At 58.7% G+C, this 16447-nt stretch carries 14 protein-coding genes and 1 riboswitch; of the genes, 7 read left to right on the top strand and 7 right to left on the bottom strand.

Annotated elements, in window-relative coordinates; translation table 11 throughout:
* Window positions 1–51 precede the first annotated feature (51 nt).
* A complete protein-coding gene (locus BK662_RS05795) occupies window positions 52–1458 on the bottom strand; it encodes an adenosylmethionine--8-amino-7-oxononanoate transaminase (RefSeq protein ID WP_123357297.1) in 1407 nt (468 codons plus the stop codon).
* 223 nt (window positions 1459–1681) lie between these two features.
* On the opposite strand from BK662_RS05795, the gene BK662_RS05790 reads away from it, so the two are divergent.
* Window positions 1682–3457: a flavin monoamine oxidase family protein gene (locus BK662_RS05790; protein ID WP_123357296.1), complete on the top strand. Its 1776-nt coding sequence runs from the start codon at window positions 1682–1684 to the stop codon at window positions 3455–3457.
* Between the two features lie 93 nt (window positions 3458–3550).
* On the opposite strand, the gene BK662_RS05785 is transcribed toward BK662_RS05790, so the two are convergent.
* Window positions 3551–4480: a YncE family protein gene (locus BK662_RS05785; RefSeq protein ID WP_123357295.1), complete on the bottom strand. Its 930-nt coding sequence runs from the start codon at window positions 4478–4480 to the stop codon at window positions 3551–3553.
* Window positions 4481–4763: 283 nt separating this feature from the next.
* Between BK662_RS05785 and BK662_RS05780 the strand changes: the two genes are divergently transcribed.
* Complete coding sequence (locus tag BK662_RS05780; protein ID WP_123357294.1) at window positions 4764–5315, top strand: cytochrome b; 552 nt, start codon at window positions 4764–4766, stop codon at window positions 5313–5315.
* 32 nt (window positions 5316–5347) lie between these two features.
* Window positions 5348–5941 (top strand): YceI family protein, encoded by a 594-nt coding sequence (locus BK662_RS05775; protein ID WP_123357293.1) that lies wholly within the window; start codon window positions 5348–5350, stop codon window positions 5939–5941.
* Window positions 5942–6191: 250 nt separating this feature from the next.
* Here the strand turns inward: BK662_RS05775 and rhlE2 are convergent, their stop codons facing one another.
* The 4 genes from rhlE2 to ahcY form a co-directional block, all read right to left on the bottom strand.
* Window positions 6192–8057, bottom strand: coding sequence for an RNA helicase RhlE2 (rhlE2, locus tag BK662_RS36035; protein ID WP_123357292.1), 1866 nt, complete (start codon window positions 8055–8057; stop codon window positions 6192–6194).
* Between the two features lie 222 nt (window positions 8058–8279).
* Window positions 8280–9095, bottom strand: a complete 816-nt coding sequence (locus BK662_RS05765; protein WP_123357291.1) for a substrate-binding periplasmic protein — start codon at window positions 9093–9095, stop codon at window positions 8280–8282.
* A gap of 169 nt (window positions 9096–9264) precedes the next feature.
* Window positions 9265–10110, bottom strand: a complete 846-nt coding sequence (gene metF, locus BK662_RS05760; protein WP_123357290.1) for a methylenetetrahydrofolate reductase [NAD(P)H] — start codon at window positions 10108–10110, stop codon at window positions 9265–9267.
* A 160-nt stretch (window positions 10111–10270) separates the two neighbouring features.
* Window positions 10271–11680 (bottom strand): adenosylhomocysteinase, encoded by a 1410-nt coding sequence (gene ahcY, locus BK662_RS05750; RefSeq protein WP_007898042.1) that lies wholly within the window; start codon window positions 11678–11680, stop codon window positions 10271–10273.
* A 23-nt stretch (window positions 11681–11703) separates the two neighbouring features.
* Window positions 11704–11802: riboswitch (S-adenosyl-L-homocysteine riboswitch) on the bottom strand.
* A 198-nt stretch (window positions 11803–12000) separates the two neighbouring features.
* Between ahcY and BK662_RS05745 the strand changes: the two genes are divergently transcribed.
* Window positions 12001–12405 carry an acyl-CoA thioesterase gene (locus BK662_RS05745; protein ID WP_123357289.1) on the top strand — a complete coding sequence of 135 codons (405 nt, stop codon included), beginning with the start codon at window positions 12001–12003 and terminating at the stop codon, window positions 12403–12405.
* Between the two features lie 224 nt (window positions 12406–12629).
* Window positions 12630–13514: a formate/nitrite transporter family protein gene (locus tag BK662_RS05740; protein ID WP_123357288.1), complete on the top strand. Its 885-nt coding sequence runs from the start codon at window positions 12630–12632 to the stop codon at window positions 13512–13514.
* Window positions 13515–13629: 115 nt separating this feature from the next.
* Here BK662_RS05740 and BK662_RS05735 read toward each other — a convergent pair whose 3' ends face one another.
* Window positions 13630–14799, bottom strand: a complete 1170-nt coding sequence (locus tag BK662_RS05735) for an MFS transporter (protein WP_123357287.1) — start codon at window positions 14797–14799, stop codon at window positions 13630–13632.
* 284 nt (window positions 14800–15083) lie between these two features.
* Here BK662_RS05735 and BK662_RS05730 point away from each other — a divergent pair, with 284 nt between their 5' ends.
* Window positions 15084–15917, top strand: coding sequence for an EamA family transporter (locus BK662_RS05730; protein ID WP_123357286.1), 834 nt, complete (start codon window positions 15084–15086; stop codon window positions 15915–15917).
* 49 nt (window positions 15918–15966) lie between these two features.
* A complete protein-coding gene (locus tag BK662_RS05725; protein WP_123357285.1) occupies window positions 15967–16353 on the top strand; it encodes an MAPEG family protein in 387 nt (128 codons plus the stop codon).
* Window positions 16354–16447 lie beyond the last annotated feature (94 nt).

The raw sequence follows: 16447 nt of genomic DNA, 5'->3' as shown, positions 1-16447 counted from the left end.
ATTACGACTGCTTCGCAGCCGAGCGGGAGCAAGCTCCATCGCCACAGGGCTTCAGCCTGGATCACGGTAGCCCGGATGAAAGTCCTTCGGTACCGCCACGCTGATGCTGTCACGGGTGGCGATGTCGATGCCTTCGCTGGCCACCTCGGCCAGAAAATCGATCTGCTCCGGGGTAATCACGTACGGCGGCAGGAAATACACCACGCTGCCCAACGGCCGCAATAAAGCACCACGCTCCAGCGCATGCTGGAACACTTTCAAACCACGACGTTCCTGCCACGGGTAAGCGGTCTTGCTGGCTTTGTCCTTGACCATTTCGATGGCCAGCACCATGCCGGTCTGGCGCACTTCGGCAACGTTCGGGTGATCGGCCAGGTGCGCGGTGGAGGAGGCCATGCGTTGAGCCAGGGCCTTGTTGTTCTCGATGACGTTGTCTTCTTCGAAGATATCCAGCGTCGCCAATGCCGCCGCGCATGCCAGCGGATTGCCCGTGTAGCTGTGGGAATGCAGGAAGGCGCGCAGGGTCGGGTAGTCGTCGTAGAAGGCGCTGTAGACCTCATCGGTGGTCAGGCAGGCCGCCAACGGCAGGTAACCGCCGGTCAGGGCCTTGGACAGACAGAGGAAGTCAGGGCGGATGCCGGCCTGTTCGCAGGCGAACATCGTCCCGGTGCGGCCGAAGCCGACGGCGATTTCATCGTGGATCAGGTGCACGCCATAACGGTCGCAGGCTTCGCGCAGTAGCTTGAGGTACACCGGGTGATACATGCGCATCCCGCCGGCGCCCTGAATCAGCGGCTCCAGAATCACGGCGGCCACGGTGTCGTGGTTGTCGGCCAGCGTCTGCTCCATGGCGGCGAACATAGTGCGCGAGTGTTCTTCCCAGCTCATGCCCTCGGGGCGCAGGTAGCAATCGGGGCTCGGCACCTTGATGGTGTCCATCAGCAGGGCTTTGTAGGTTTCGGTGAACAATGGCACATCGCCCACCGCCATCGCGGCCATGGTCTCGCCGTGGTAACCGTTGGTGAGGGTGACGAAGCGCTTCTTGTTCGGCTGGCCGCGGTTGAGCCAGTAGTGAAAGCTCATTTTCAACGCGACTTCGATGCAGGACGAACCGTTATCGGCGTAGAAGCACCGGGTCAGGCCTTCGGGCGTCATCTTTACCAGACGCTCCGACAGTTCGATCACCGGCTGATGGCTGAAACCGGCGAGGATCACGTGTTCCAGCTGATCGACCTGATCCTTGATGCGCTGGTTGATTCGCGGGTTGGCGTGACCGAACACGTTGACCCACCAGGAGCTGACGGCGTCGAGGTAGCGTTTGCCTTCGAAGTCTTCCAGCCAGACGCCTTCACCGCGTTTGATCGGGATCAGCGGCAGCTGTTCGTGGTCTTTCATCTGGGTGCAGGGATGCCACAACACCGCGAGATCGCGTTCCATCCACTGTTTATTCAGGCCCATTTTCTGTCTCCTCGAGGCTACCCGTGACGTAGGCGGGTAAACAATCGCGCAAGCCTATGCAATGCGCGTCACCGGGACAACCCATTGTGTCGATTGAGCTACTTTGTATAGGACGATAGACGTTGCTGGCGGCGTTTTGATGGCTGACGTATTCTTCGCGGTTCTTTGAGTCGTCTGACTCGTAAAACCGCTATTTCCCTCGTGTATTTCCGGAGTTCGCTGAATGTCTGCTGGTTGGCTGCGCGCCTGTGCGCTGGTGATGTTGGGGCTGTTCAGCGTTTCGGCGCTGGCCAAGGATAAAACGGCGATCGTGATCGGCGGCGGGCTTGCGGGCCTCACTGCGGCTTACGAGCTGCAGAATAAAGGCTGGCAGGTCACCCTGCTGGAGGCCAAACCGACTTTGGGTGGTCGCTCCGGCATGGCCACCAGTGAATGGATCGGCAACGACAAGACTCAACCGGTGCTGAACAAATACGTCTCGACGTTCAAGCTGACCACCACGCCGGCCCCTGAATTCGTACGCACCCCAGGCTATCTGATCGACGGCGAATACTTCACCGCCGCCGACCTGGCGACTAAACAGCCAGCCACTGCAGAAGCGCTGAAACGCTACGAAAAGACCCTGGATGATCTGGCGCGTTCGATCGAGGACCCGCAGAACCCGGCGGCCAACAGCACGCTGTTCGCCCTGGACCAGATCAACGTGGCCAACTGGCTTGATCGCCTGAATCTGCCAGCTACTGCACGTCAGTTGGTGAATCAGCAGATTCGTACCCATTATGACGAGCCTTCGCGCCTGTCGCTGTTGTACTTCGCACAACAGAGCCGCGTCTACCGTGGCATTGCCGACCGTGACCTGCGCGCCGCGCGTCTGCCCGGCGGCAGCCCGTTGCTGGCCCAGGCTTTCGTCAAACAACTGAAAACCATCAAGACCAGCTCCCCGGTTTCGGCCATTACTCAGGACAAGGACGGCGTCACTGTCAAGGTCGGCAGCGTTGGCTATCAAGCGGACTACGTCGTGCTGGCCGTGCCGTTGCGCGCACTGAGCAAAATCCAGATGACCCCGGCGCTGGATGCCCAGCACCTGGGCGCCATCAAAGGCACCAACTACGGCTGGCGTGACCAGATCATGCTGAAGTTCAAGACGCCGGTGTGGGAAAGCAAGGCGCGCATATCTGGCGAGATCTACAGCAACACCGGTCTGGGCATGTTGTGGGTCGAGCCGGCCCTGAAGGGCGGCGCCAACGTGGTGATCAACCTGTCCGGCGACAACGCGCGGGTGATGCAAGCCTTCGGCGACAAGCAGATGGTCGATCAGGTGCTGATTCGCCTGCACGCCTTTTATCCACAGGCACGCGGTTCGTTCACCGGTTATGAAATCCGCCGCTACAGTACCGACCCGTCGATGGGTGGCGCTTACCTGGCCTTCGGCCCGGGCCAGATGAGCAAGTACTGGCGTCTGTGGGAGCGCCCGCTGCAACGTGTCGCCTTTGCTGGCGAACACACCGATACCTTGTACCCAGGCACTCTGGAAGGCGCATTGCGCACCGGTCAGCGTGCAGCCAGTCAGGTAGAAGATCTGGCGGCGGGCAAATCGTTTGAGCCGGCGAAGGTTGTTCCGGCGGCGACCGCAGCAGCGGCAGGTGCAGTGGCGGCGAAAAAAGGCAACTTCTTCACCAATCTGTTCGGTGGTTCTGACGACAAACCGGAACCGGCCAAGGCGCCAGCACCCGTGGCCCCGGTTGCTCCGGCACCCGCCCCGGCACCTGCGCCGACTCCAGCGCCAGCACCGGTTGAGGCGCCGAAGCCTGCGGCACCGGTGAAAGTAGAGCCTGCCAAGAAAGCACCGGCCAAAGCACCCGTGAAAAAGCCTGCTGCCAAAACCGAGGTCAAAAAAGCTCCGGCCAGGGCGACGGCGAAAAAGACTGAGCCGGTGAAGAAACCAGCGGTCAGTACTGCTGCGAAGACCCCCGCGGCGACGGAAACCAAGACGCAGTAAGTCCTGGAATCAAAAAAAGCGCGGCAGTGATGCCGCGCTTTTTTTATGTCTTGGGTATGTCGCCCCAAAGCCGACGCTGATTTTGCTTTGACGCTAAGCTAGATCGACACTATGGACTTCGTCGCTTTGGTAGTCGCTGATATAGGCGCGTTTTTGTTGATCAAGAACCATGTCATACGGTTCAACAGCGCCAGGGATTGGAACCCGGCGAACAATCTCATAGGTGGCGGTACTGACTTCCACAACCTCTTTTCTGGTTTGATCCACGGCATAAGCGTTTCTTTCGCCGAACACTACTTTCCCTTCGCAAGTCACAAAATCGAAATGCCGGGTGGTCGATGACTTAGGGTCCAGTATGGTCAGTTTTCGAGCGTCCAGACACACGATATACACGTCTCTGTCATCGGGACTGACGGTAATCGCCGATGGATATTGTTCGGTTCTGATGATATCGATGACTTGGAAAGTCTTGCTGCTGATGATCGTTAGTGCGTCCTGATAAGGGCCGCCAGGAGAGTTTGTGCTGGATATATAAAGACGCGAATCGTCCTGGCTGATATCCACACTTATGGAGGGAGAGGGTAATCCTCGCACTCTGCTCACCGCATAAGTGCGGGTGTCAATAATTGCCAGCCACTCTTTATCCTGTCGAACAGTGACGTAAATATGTTTCCCGTCTCGGCTCACGACGACACCCCGAGGATGTCTTCCCACCGTGACGTTACCCACCGCATAGGTTTCAGTATCAATAACCGAAACCGAACTTGAACCGTAGTTGGTCACGTAAGCCCTTTTACCCCGATGGCCAAGAGCGATGTTTTGGGGGTAACGCTCGACGGCAATGGTGCGGATTACCTTTTTGTTCAGGGTGTCGATGACTGACACATCGCCTGAAATGTAATTGCAAACAAAAACCCGTGATCCATCGTCGTTGATGGCTATCCCTCGCGGTCCTTTCCCTACGGGTATCGAATTGGATAGGTTGCGCTTCATTGTGGGGGATAAACTCGAATAGTGACTCATGGTAGAACTCCTGTTCAGACGCTCGGACAAACGCCCGAGATCAGGTCATCAATGACCTGTAATGGTGGCTACTGTCAGATATGACAGTTCTGACGAGCGGTAAAGGCTTTTTTGAAGTGAACATAGGACAGCGTCGGTAGGTTTTTTCGTCTGGTTAACACTCTCTTAACATCTCGACCCCAAGGTCTTGATCGTATTTCTCGATATTTCAGAGCGAAATTTTCCGCTTTAAATCGATAGATAACTCGATAGTCTTGGGCGCAGTTCTTACAGGATTTGAGCAATGCAGCTACGTAACTCTTCTTCCCGCTACGGCTGGGTCAGCATCTTCATGCACTGGGGGGTGGCGCTCGCGGTCTTCGGCTTGTTTGCATTGGGGTTGTGGATGGTCGGTCTCGATTACTACAGCTCTTGGCGCAAAGATGCGCCGGATCTGCATAAGAGCATTGGTCTGGTGTTGTTCGCAGTCATGTTGCTGCGGGTGTTGTGGCGCTTCATCAGCCCACCGCCACCGGCCCTGCAAAGTTATAGCCGCATGACGCGACTTGGCGCCGTGTTCGGCCATGCCTTCCTCTATCTCGGGTTGTTCGCTGTGATGATTGCCGGTTACCTGATTTCCACCGCAGACGGTGTCGGGATCCCGGTGTTTGGCCTGTTTGAAGTTCCTGCACTGGTTTCCGGACTACCGGACCAGGCAGACACCGCTGGTGTGATCCATTTGTACCTGGCTTGGGCGCTGGTAATTTTTTCCGGCCTCCATGCGTTGGCAGCATTGAAACACCACTTTATCGATCGTGATGCGACCCTGACGCGAATGCTGGGACGCAAAGCCTGATGTTCAACCTCGACTCCAAAGGAATAGAAAGCATGTTGAAAAAGACGCTCGCCGCTCTGGCAATCGGTTCTGCTCTGCTGTCGGCTAACGTGATGGCGGCCGATTACGTTGTCGACAAAGAAGGCCAGCACGCCTTCGTTGATTTCAAGATCAGCCACCTGGGTTACAGCTATATTACCGGTACCTTCAAGGATATCGACGGCAAGTTCAACTTCGACGCCACCAAGCCTGAAGACAGCAAGATCGAGTTCAATGTGCGTACCGCCAGCGTGTTCACCAACCACGCCGAACGTGACAAGCATATTGCCAGCGGTGACTTCCTGAACGTGGGCAAATTCGCCGACGCCAAGTTCGTTTCCACCAGCGTCAAATCCACCGGCAAAAACGCTGCTGGCAAAGACACTGCCGACGTAACCGGTAACCTGACTTTGCTGGGTGTGACCAAGCCAATCGTGGTCAAAGCCACCTTCCTGGGCGAAGGCAAGGATCCATGGGGCGGCTATCGTGCCGGCTTCGAAGGCACCACCAGCATCAAGCGTTCCGATTTCGGCAAGCAGAAAGATTTGGGCCCAGCGTCCGATGCGGTCGAGCTGTATGTTACGTTTGAAGGTGTGAAAGCGAAGTGAATTTCGCTGCTTGAACAAAAACGCCCCTGATCTCACGATCCGGGGCGTTTTTTTTGCCTGGCAAAATTTGCGTCATCACCGCAAATTCATTGTGGGAGCGAGCCTGGTCGCGATGGGGCCGTTACATTCCCATAGATGTTGAATATTAGTCCGCTATCGCGAGCAGGCTCGCTCCCACAGGGGTTTTGCGTCAGGCATAAAAATGCCCCGGATCTTGCGATCCGGGGCATTTTTCATGGCTTTGAAAAACTCAGCGATTGCGGGTCAGCAAGGCTGGTTTTTCGCCGCGCGGACGGCCTGGGAGTTGATCCAGTTGCTCAGGTGTCGGGAAGCGATCGCTTTTCGACTCCTTGTGGATGATCTTCGGCGCCGGGCCCCGCGGGTTCTGCACGGCTGGTTCCGAACGAGGTTGTTCGTCACGGGCCGGGCGGCGGTTGCGGGACTCTTCACGACGGGCCTGGCCGTCACGTGGAGCACCGTTGCGTGGGCCGCTGCGCTTGGCCGGTGGGGTGCCGGTGGTTGCGCCGCTGCTGCTGCGCGGACCGTTCTGGCGACCTTGTGGCTGACCGGTGCGCGGAGCACTTGCGCCTGCGCCTTGTGCCGGAGCGCCCGGACGGCGACCACGGCCCTGAGCAGGTTTGGCTTGAGGCACGTAGTCGACGCGGTTACCGAAGTTATCGACATCGTCGTCCAGGAACTCGTCCGGAGCACGGTCAGCGGCGGCGCGTGGTGCCGGACGCTGTTGCTCACGGGCCGGGGTGCCTTCGCGAGGCTTGTGTTCACGGGCAGGGCGATCGCCACGGGCAGTGGCAGCAGGTTTTTCCTTGCCGCCCTTGTCCTTGCCTTTGTCTTTACGACCGCCACCACCACCGCTGCCGTTCGGACCATCGCCGCGCGGGCCACGTGGATTGCGCGGGTTACGCACATCCGGACGCTCGCGAACTTCAGGTTTCTCGGCTTCGACAGCGCTGGAATCGAAGCCCATCAGGTCGCCGTCGGCGATTTTCTGCCTGGTCATGCGCTCGATGCTTTTCAGCAGCTTTTCTTCGTCCGGAGCAACCAGCGAGATCGCTTCGCCCGAACGACCGGCACGGCCGGTACGACCGATACGGTGCACGTAATCTTCGTCGACGTTTGGCAGTTCGAAGTTGACCACGTGGGGCAACTGGTCGATGTCCAGGCCGCGAGCGGCGATGTCGGTGGCGACCAGGATGCGCACTTCACCGGCCTTGAAGTCGGCCAGGGCTTTGGTGCGGGCGTTCTGGCTCTTGTTACCGTGGATGGCGACGGCGGTGAGGCCGTGTTTGTCCAGGTACTCGGCCAGGCGGTTGGCGCCGTGCTTGGTGCGAGTGAACACCAGTACCTGTTCCCAGGCGCCAGCGGTGATCAGGTGGGCCAGCAGCGAACGCTTGTGGTTGGCTGGCAGACGGAAAACACGCTGTTCGATACGCTCGACCGTGGTGTTCGGTGGCGTGACTTCGATGCGTTCCGGGTTGTGCAGCAGCTTGCCGGCAAGGTCGGTAATGTCTTTGGAGAACGTCGCCGAGAACAGCAGGTTCTGGCGTTTGCTCGGCAGACGGGCGAGGACCTTTTTCACGTCATGGACAAAGCCCATGTCGAGCATGCGGTCGGCTTCGTCCAGCACGAGGATTTCCACGTGGGACAGATCGACGCTGCCTTGACCGGCGAGGTCGAGCAGGCGACCCGGGCAGGCTACCAGCACGTCGACACCGCGGGACATGGCCTGAACCTGTGGGTTCATGCCGACGCCGCCGAAGATGCAGGCGCTGACGAACTTCAGGTCACGGGCATAGACCTTGAAGCTTTCATGCACCTGGGCCGCGAGTTCGCGGGTTGGGGTCAGGACCAGTACGCGCGGTTGGCGCGGGCCGTGACGCTGGGATTTGTCCGGGTGACCGTTGGGAAACAACCGTTCCAGAATCGGAAGGGCGAAGCCGCCGGTTTTACCAGTACCTGTCTGTGCCGCAACCATCAGGTCGCGACCTTGCAACACGGCGGGAATGGCCCGCTGTTGCACCGGAGTAGGCTCGGTATAGCCCGCTGCCTCGATGGCGCGGACTAAAGCCTCGGAGAGACCGAGGGAAGCAAAGGACATGAGTAATCCTGTTTTAGTTAGGGCTTGGCCCAATGGGAGTCTTGCCTGGCGCGAATCGCGTTTAAGAGGACGCAATCCCGTCCGGTCCTGCTGGGCCTCGAAGGCTCGTCTGGAGCGCTCGCGCGGGCTGAAAAGCTGCGCTGTAGCGGAATCGAGATGCCTTGAACAAGTCCGAGCGTCCGGGCGTGAGCCTGGCGGGAACGCCGGAGTATAACAGAGCAATCACTGCGCGCCGCTTTCCTGCTGCTCAACGGTTTTTCCGCCGGTTGTGGTGGCGCTGGCGGCTTGTGCTTCGGTGGCCGGAGCGGCGCCATAGCGGGCGCTCAGTTCGGCGTAGGCCGGCTCGCGCTTGAAGCGTTTGAGCTCGGCACCGAAACGCTGTACCAACAAATCCATCCCGGCATTGCGGCGTACCGCCAGAAACTGGCTTTGCTGGCTGATGATGATCGGGTTCTCGGTGATCTTGTCGCGGATATTCAGTTGATCGAGTAAATACTGGCCGACCCGGCGATCGGTGATCAGCAGGTCGATACGACCGCGCACCAGTTTGCCGAAGTTGGCTTCATGGGTGGGTGCCGGCTCTTGGGTGAACAGCGTCGATTCGCTGAAGTCCTTGCTGTACAGGTAGCCCGGCGAGGTGCCGATGGTCAGGCCTTTCAGATCGTCCAGCGTGCGAAACGGATACGGACGCTCGTTGGCATAGAACATGACGAATTCGACTTGCGAGAGCGGTTCGCTGGGGTAGAGCAGGGTCGCGTCGCGTTCATCGCTGTGGAAAATATCCAGCGCGCCATCCGCCTGGCCTTGCTCAAGCATCGACAGGCAGCGTTTCCATGGCAGGAACTGCCATTCCACGTCGATTCCGAGGCGTTTGAAGACAATGGCGGTGGTTTCGTAGTCGAGCCCCAGCGATTTACCATTTTCCTCGTACACGTAAGGTGCCCAGGGTTCGGTGACAATACGCAACTTCTCGCCCCGAGCAGTGAAACTCAGGCAAGTGAACAGAAGCACGGTCAGTAACTGAGCGATCAGGGGCATGGCTTGAGATTACGACGAGAAATCATAAAGAGCCAGAAAGCGGATCCAGAAGCTCTGGTTCGGACCTTAAAAGCAAAAGATCGCAGCCTTTGGCAGCTCCTACGCACCTGTGGGCGCTGCCGAAGGCTGGATCTTTTGCTCTGCCTTGCTTGTTGCTTTCGCTTTTTGCTTAACGCGGCAACTTCAGGTTGTTCCACACCGCCAGACTCGGCTCAGCCTGGTTCAGCGTGTAGAAATGCAACCCTGGAGCGCCACCCTGCAGCAGGCGTTCGCACATCTCGGTGATGACTTGCTCACCAAAGCCTTGAATGCTTTGGGTGTCGTCGCCGTAGGCTTCCAGTTGCTTGCGGATCCAGCGCGGAATTTCCGCACCGCAAGCGTCGGAGAAACGCGCGAGCTTGCTGTAGTTGGTGATCGGCATGATCCCCGGCACGATCGGGATGTTCACACCCTTCGCCTGTACACGCTCGACGAAGTAGAAATAGCTGTCGGCGTTGAAGAAGTACTGAGTGATCGCACTGTTGGCGCCGGCGTTAGCCTTGCGCACGAAGTTGTTGAGATCGTCTTCAAAGTTGCGCGCTTGCGGATGCATCTCCGGGTAGGCGGCAACTTCGATGTGGAAATGATCGCCGGTTTCTTCACGAATGAATTCAACCAGGTCATTGGCGTGACGCATCTCGCCGCTGGCCATGCCCATGCCCGAGGGCAGGTCACCGCGAAGCGCGACGATACGCGTGATGCCGGCTGCCTTGTACTGGCTCAGCAGGCCGCGCAGGTCGGCCTTGCTGTCGCCCACGCAAGACAAATGCGGTGCGGCAGGGACTTTGACTTCGCTTTCAAGCTGCAACACGGTGTTGAGGGTGCGATCACGGGTCGAACCACCAGCGCCGTAGGTGCAGGAGAAGAAGTCAGGGTTGTAGGTCGCCAGATGACGGGCAGTGGCGATCAGTTTTTCATGCCCAGCATCGGTCTTCGTGGGGAAGAACTCGAAGCTGTAGCGACGGTCTTGGGACATGGTCATATCCTTGGAAACACGTAAGCCGGACGCTTGCACATCCCAAGGTGGGAGCGGGCTTGCTCGCGAAGGCGGTGGGTCAGACGACATTAATGTTGAATGCTAAATCGTCTTCGCGAGCAAGCCCGCTCCCACAAGGGAGAGCAGGCAGCAGGACGAATCAGTAGCGGTAAGCGTGCGGCTTGAACGGGCCTTCGACGGTCACGCCGATGTAGTCAGCCTGTTGCTTGGTCAGTTGAGTGACCACGCCACCGAAACCGCGGACCATTTCCAGGGCCACTTCTTCGTCGAGTTTCTTCGGCAGTACTTCAACGGTCAGGCGCTCGGCTTTCTGGGCCGGCGACAGGTCGGCGTACTTCTGGCCGAACAGGAAGATCTGAGCCAGAACCTGGTTGGCGAACGAACCGTCCATGATGCGGCTTGGGTGGCCAGTGGCGTTGCCCAGGTTAACCAGACGGCCTTCGGCCAGCAGGATCAGGTAGTCGTCGTTCTGAGCGTCGAAAGCGCCAGGGCCGGTACGGTGAACCTTGTGAACCTGTGGCTTCACTTCTTCCCATGCCCAGTTCTTGCGCATGAAAGCGGTGTCGATTTCGTTGTCGAAGTGACCGATGTTGCAGACAACAGCGCGCTTCTTCAGGGCTTTGAGCATGTTTGCGTCGCAAACATTGACGTTGCCGGTGGTGGTCACGATCAGGTCGATCTTGCCCAGCAGTGCTTTGTCGATGCTCGCTTCGGTACCGTTGTTGATACCGTCGATGAACGGCGAAACCAGTTCAAAACCGTCCATGCAGGCTTGCATGGCGCAGATCGGGTCGACTTCGGAGACTTTAACGATCATGCCTTCCTGACGCAGGGACTGGGCCGAGCCCTTGCCCACGTCACCGTAACCGATAACCAGCGCTTGCTTGCCGGACAGCAGGTGGTCGGTGCCGCGCTTGATCGCGTCGTTCAGGCTGTGACGGCAGCCGTACTTGTTGTCGTTCTTGCTCTTGGTCACCGAGTCGTTGACGTTGATGGCCGGGATTTTCAGCTCGCCCTTGGCCAGCATGTCCAGCAGGCGGTGAACGCCGGTGGTGGTTTCTTCGGTGACGCCGTGGACGCGGTCCAGGATCGCCGGGTATTTCTTGTGCAGCAGCTCGGTCAGGTCGCCGCCGTCGTCGAGGATCATGTTGGCATCCCAAGGCGCGCCATCTTTGAGGATGGTTTGCTCCAGGCACCACTCGTACTCTTCTTCAGTCTCGCCTTTCCAGGCGAAAACCGGGATACCGGCAGCAGCGATAGCGGCAGCGGCCTGGTCTTGAGTCGAGAAAATGTTGCAGGACGACCAACGCACTTCGGCACCCAGGGCAACCAGGGTTTCGATCAGCACGGCAGTCTGAATGGTCATGTGGATGCAGCCGAGAATCTTCGCGCCTTTGAGCGGTTGCTCGGCGGAGTATTTGCGGCGAAGACCCATCAGGGCTGGCATTTCGGATTCAGCGATGATGGTTTCGCGACGGCCCCAGGCAGCCAGGGACATGTCGGCGACTTTGTAATCGTTAAAATCTACAGGCGTGATAACAGCGCTCATGATGAGCCTCCATTCGTAATGTATGCGAATGGGCGCCGTTGTGCGTTTAGTGTCTGGCCGTGGCCAGTCAACGCCCCATCCGAGCCTGACAGGTCGAACCTGCTGCAGCGCCCCTCGGACAGGTGGCGGGAAAACGGTAGCAAGTGAACATTACCGTTTTGAAACGGTGGCGATTATAGCTGTGTAGACGATACTTCCAAAGCGTTTCTGCAGGTCAATGCCCGAACGGTAATCGAGACCATAGTCGATGCGTAATAGAGCTCTAGTCCGGGCTCTGCCATGATGGCCGGCATCAATCGGCAAGACGGTCAGGAGTGAGTATGAATTTCCACACCCGCAAATGGGTAAAACCCGAAGACCTCAACCCCAACGGCACGCTGTTCGGCGGCAGCCTGTTGCGCTGGATCGACGAAGAAGCGGCGATCTACGCCATCGTCCAGCTGGGTAATCAGCGCGTGGTCACCAAGTACATTTCCGAAATCAACTTTGTCAGCGCCTCGCGTCAGGGCGACATCATCGAACTGGGCATCACCGCCACCGAGTTCGGTCGCACCTCGATCACGCTGACTTGCGAAGTGCGTAACAAGATCACCCGCAAGAGCATCCTGACGGTGGAGAAGATGGTCTTCGTGAACCTGGGCGAAGACGGCCTGCCTGCACCGCACGGCCGGACTGAGATCATGTACGTCAAAGACCAGTTCAAGGATGATGACATCGGCGAGTGATTGCCGCTCTGTGGCGAGGGAGCTTGCTCCCGTTGGGGCGCGAAGCGGCCCTGAAATCTGTCATCGGGTTCTTTCAGGCAGACTTCACGTCAGCTTACGACTGCTTCGCAGCCGAGCGGGAGCAAGCTCCCTCGCCACAGGGTTTGCTTCGTTTCGCCGGGCAGTGAACAGCTCCGAACCCCGCGTGTCGTAATTAAACGACACGCCACTGGTTCAGGAGCTTTATGGACACGCCCAAAGACGGCAAGACCCCGGACCTCTCGGCGCAAGAACAGCACGAGGTCGACAAGAACCAGCCACCGCGCGCGGCGGTGCTGCACGAAATCATTCGCACCCAAGGTGATCAGGAGCTCGAGCGCAGCGTTGCGGCGCTGTGGTGGTCGGCCCTGGCTGCCGGCCTGACCATGGGCTTGTCACTGATGGGCATGGGGCTGCTCAACTCGCGTCTGCCGGACGGCGAAGGCTTCAAGGTGATCGCCAGTTTCGGCTACTGCGCAGGTTTTCTCGCGGTGATTCTCGCCCGTCAGCAACTCTTCACCGAAAACACCCTGACTGCCGTGCTGCCGATCATGAGCAAGCCTACGCTGGGTAATTTCGGTCGGTTGTTTCGGCTATGGACGGTGGTTTTGGTGGGCAACCTCTGTGGCACCTTGCTGGTGGCGTATGTGATGTTGCACCTGCCGATTTTCGACACCAAGACCGATCTGGCCTTCCTCGACATCGGGCGCAAGGTCATGGAAAACGACGCGAGCAAAATGTTCGCCAAAGGCATCATTTCCGGCTGGATGATCGCCACCATGGTCTGGATGATCCCGTCCATGGAAAGCGCCAAGATGTGGATCATCATCCTCATCACCTATTTCATGGCGTTGGGAGACTTCACCCACATCGTGGTTGGATCGGTTGAGGTTTCGTACCTGGTGTTCGCCGGCGAGTTGCCGTGGAAGGATTTCTGGCTGGTGTTCGCAGGCCCCACGCTGGTGGGGAACATCATTGGTGGCAGTTTTATCTTCGCGCTGATCAGCCATGCGCAGATTCGCAGTGAAAGCGGGCCGCCGAAGAAGAGCACGGATCAAACGCCGGATCCACGCAAGCCTAAAGATGAGTGAAGTGAGGTGCACCGCGTAAGCTTCATCGCGAGCAGGCTCGCTCCCACCGGGAAATACGCTGTCTAAGTGGGAGCGAGCCTGCTCGCGATAGCGGTTTGCGCAACAATGCAGTCAATCAGCCGGACACATTGACCGCGACAGCAGCGCGACGCTGCAGGTAGATAAAAAACAGCGCCGTCAGTACCGTCAACCCACTGACCAGTGCGCCGGTCCACGGCAAGTCCGCCAGGTCCGCGCCACTGGCCACAACCAGCCCGCCAATCCATGCCCCGGCAGCGTTGCCGAGATTGAATGCGCTTTGATTCAACGTCGACCCGAGGTTCGGCGCTTCATGAGCCTGATCGATGATCAGCAATTGCAGGATCGGGCACAGCGCAAACGCGAAGATGCCCCACAACACCAGCGTGATCGCCGCCGGGATCACTGAGTGACTGGTCTGACTGAAAGCGGCCAGCACGACGACCACGGCCAGCGCCATACCCACCAGAGAAGGCAGCAAACGACTGTCCGCCAACCGACCACCGAGCATGCTGCCCGCCGTCAACCCGACCCCGAACAACAGCAGCATGATGGTCACGCCATGCGGGCTGACACCGGTGATGTCTTGCAGAATCGGTGCGATATAGGTGAATACGCTGAACAGACTGGTGGACGCCAGCACGCTCATGCCCAGCGCCAGCAGCACGTTGGCCTTGCCCAGCACTTTGAACTCGCTGGCCAGGTTGGCCTTGTCCATGGGGATTTCCTTGGGCAGCCAGACCCACTGCGCGATGGCCGCAATCACACCAATCACCGAGACCGCCCAAAACGTCGAGCGCCAGCCGGCGTATTGCCCGAGCGCGGTGCCCAAGGGAACGCCCAGCACGTTGGCCAGCGTCAGACCGGTGAACATCATGGCAATCGCCTGGGCTCGTTTGTTCGGTGCCACCAAACCGGCGGCGACCACCGAGCCGATGCCGAAGAACGCACCATGGCACAGCGCCGTGATCACCCGCGCGGCCATCAAAGTGGCGTAGTTCGGCGCCAGGGCGCAGAGGATATTGCCGAGAATGAACATCAGCGTCATGCCCAACAGCGTGGCTTTGCGCGGCATGTTGGCGGTACCGACCGCGAGGATCGGCGCGCCGAACACCACGCCCAGGGCGTAACCGGTGATGAGCAGGCCCGCGTGAGGAATGCTCACGGCGAGGTCGCGGGCGACATCGGGCAGCAAGCCCATGATGACGAATTCAGTGGTGCCGATGCCGAAGGCGGCAACGGCCAGTGCGAGCAAGGCGAGTGGCATGCGCAAGGTCTCTGTCAGTAGTCTTGACGCTTTGATCAGGCATACGCAGGCCGACGACCGTTCTTGGTGAGAGCGGGCAGAGGCAGGAATTATTGGAATTAGTGTGTGCGCAACTGAGTGCGGCGTGGTCGCTTGAAGTATAAACAGCTGCGGACATATGGCGAATCAATTCTCTGTCCCGTGATGTAGGGGCTGCCGAAGGCTGCGATCTCTTGACCCTGAAAATCAAAAGATCGCAACCTTCGGCAGCTCCTGCGAGGGAGGGCGGAAATAAGGAGTGTGCCGTGCTTGCGACGGTTCTGGTATTGGTGGCAGCGCTGTTGCACGCGGCGTGGAATACCCTGATCAAATTCAGTGCGGAGCGGCTGTTGGTGGTGGCCTGCATGGACAGCGTGGCGCTGCTGTTCGTCGCGCTGATGCTGCCCTTCGTGGCGCTGCCGCCACTGCAGATGTGGCCGTGGATTCTCGCGTCGGCGGCATTCGAGTTGCTCTATCGCTACCTGTTGATCCAGGCCTATCGGGTCGGCGATCTCGGTCTGGTCTATCCCTTGATGCGTGGCCTGTCGCCGTTGGTGGTGCTGGCACTGACGCTGATCTTCGCCGGGGAAGTGCTGACGGCTCAGCAGATTTTCGGCATTTTGCTGATCCCGTTCGGCATGTTGTGCCTGCTCTGGCAGGGCGGAGGCGGGGTGCGTCTGCCGTGGTCGATGCTGCCGGTGGTGGCGCTGATCGGGTTGTGCATCGGTTGCTACACCTTCATCGATGGCCAAGCCTTGCGGCGCTGGTCTCACCCGCTGGATTATTTGGTGTGGGTCACCGTGCTTAGCGCCTGGCCATTCCCACTGCTGGCACTGGTGCGCAAGCGGTCGGCGTTCATGCTGTTCTGGCGCGAGCAGTGGCGGTTGGGCTTGGCGGTCGGGTTTTGCGTTCTGTTCAGTTACGCTCTGGTGCTGTGGGCCATGCAGCTCGGTTCGATTGCCGAAGCGGCGGCGCTGCGCGAAATCAGTGTGATCCTGGTGGTGCTGTTCGGTATGCGCTACCTGAAAGAACCTTTCGGCAGGCCTCGGCTCTTAGCCTGTGGGCTGGTGCTTGTCGGCATGTTGGTGATGAAGTTTTAGTCGCCCCTGATGGAATTCGATTTTCTATAACTGAAGAAGGAACTGCGTTATGACGGTTGCTCTGTGGTGCATTTTGATTGCGATCTGCTTGCCGTATCTATGCACAGGCGTCGCCAAGTTCAGCGGCGGCAAGTTCGGGCTGAAACAGAATCATGACCCGCGGGCGTTTCTGGATTCGCTCGAAGGGGTGGCCAGGCGTGCGCATTCGGCGCAGTTGAATGGCTTCGAAGTGACACCGGCGTTTGCTGCAGCGGTAATCGTCGCGCACTTGGCCGGTAATGCCGATCTGGTGACGATCAATGTGCTGGCGGTGTTGTTTATCACCAGTCGACTGCTGTACATCATTTGCTATCTGGCGGACTGGGCGATTCTGCGGTCGCTGGTGTGGGCCATTGGCATGGGGTTGATTGTCAGTTTCTTTGTGGTGTCGGTTTAAAGGCAAGATCAAAAGATCGCAGCCTTCGGCAGCTCCTACAGGTAATGCTGTTCACTTAAGCATTTGAGTCTCAGCAGGGCTTACTCGAAAATCC

The organism is Pseudomonas frederiksbergensis, from assembly GCF_003732275.1.
Classification (GTDB): Bacteria; Pseudomonadota; Gammaproteobacteria; order Pseudomonadales; family Pseudomonadaceae; genus Aquipseudomonas; species Aquipseudomonas frederiksbergensis_H.
The sequence above is the reverse complement of the archived record's forward strand: the minus strand, read 5'-3'. Positions and strand labels throughout refer to the sequence as shown.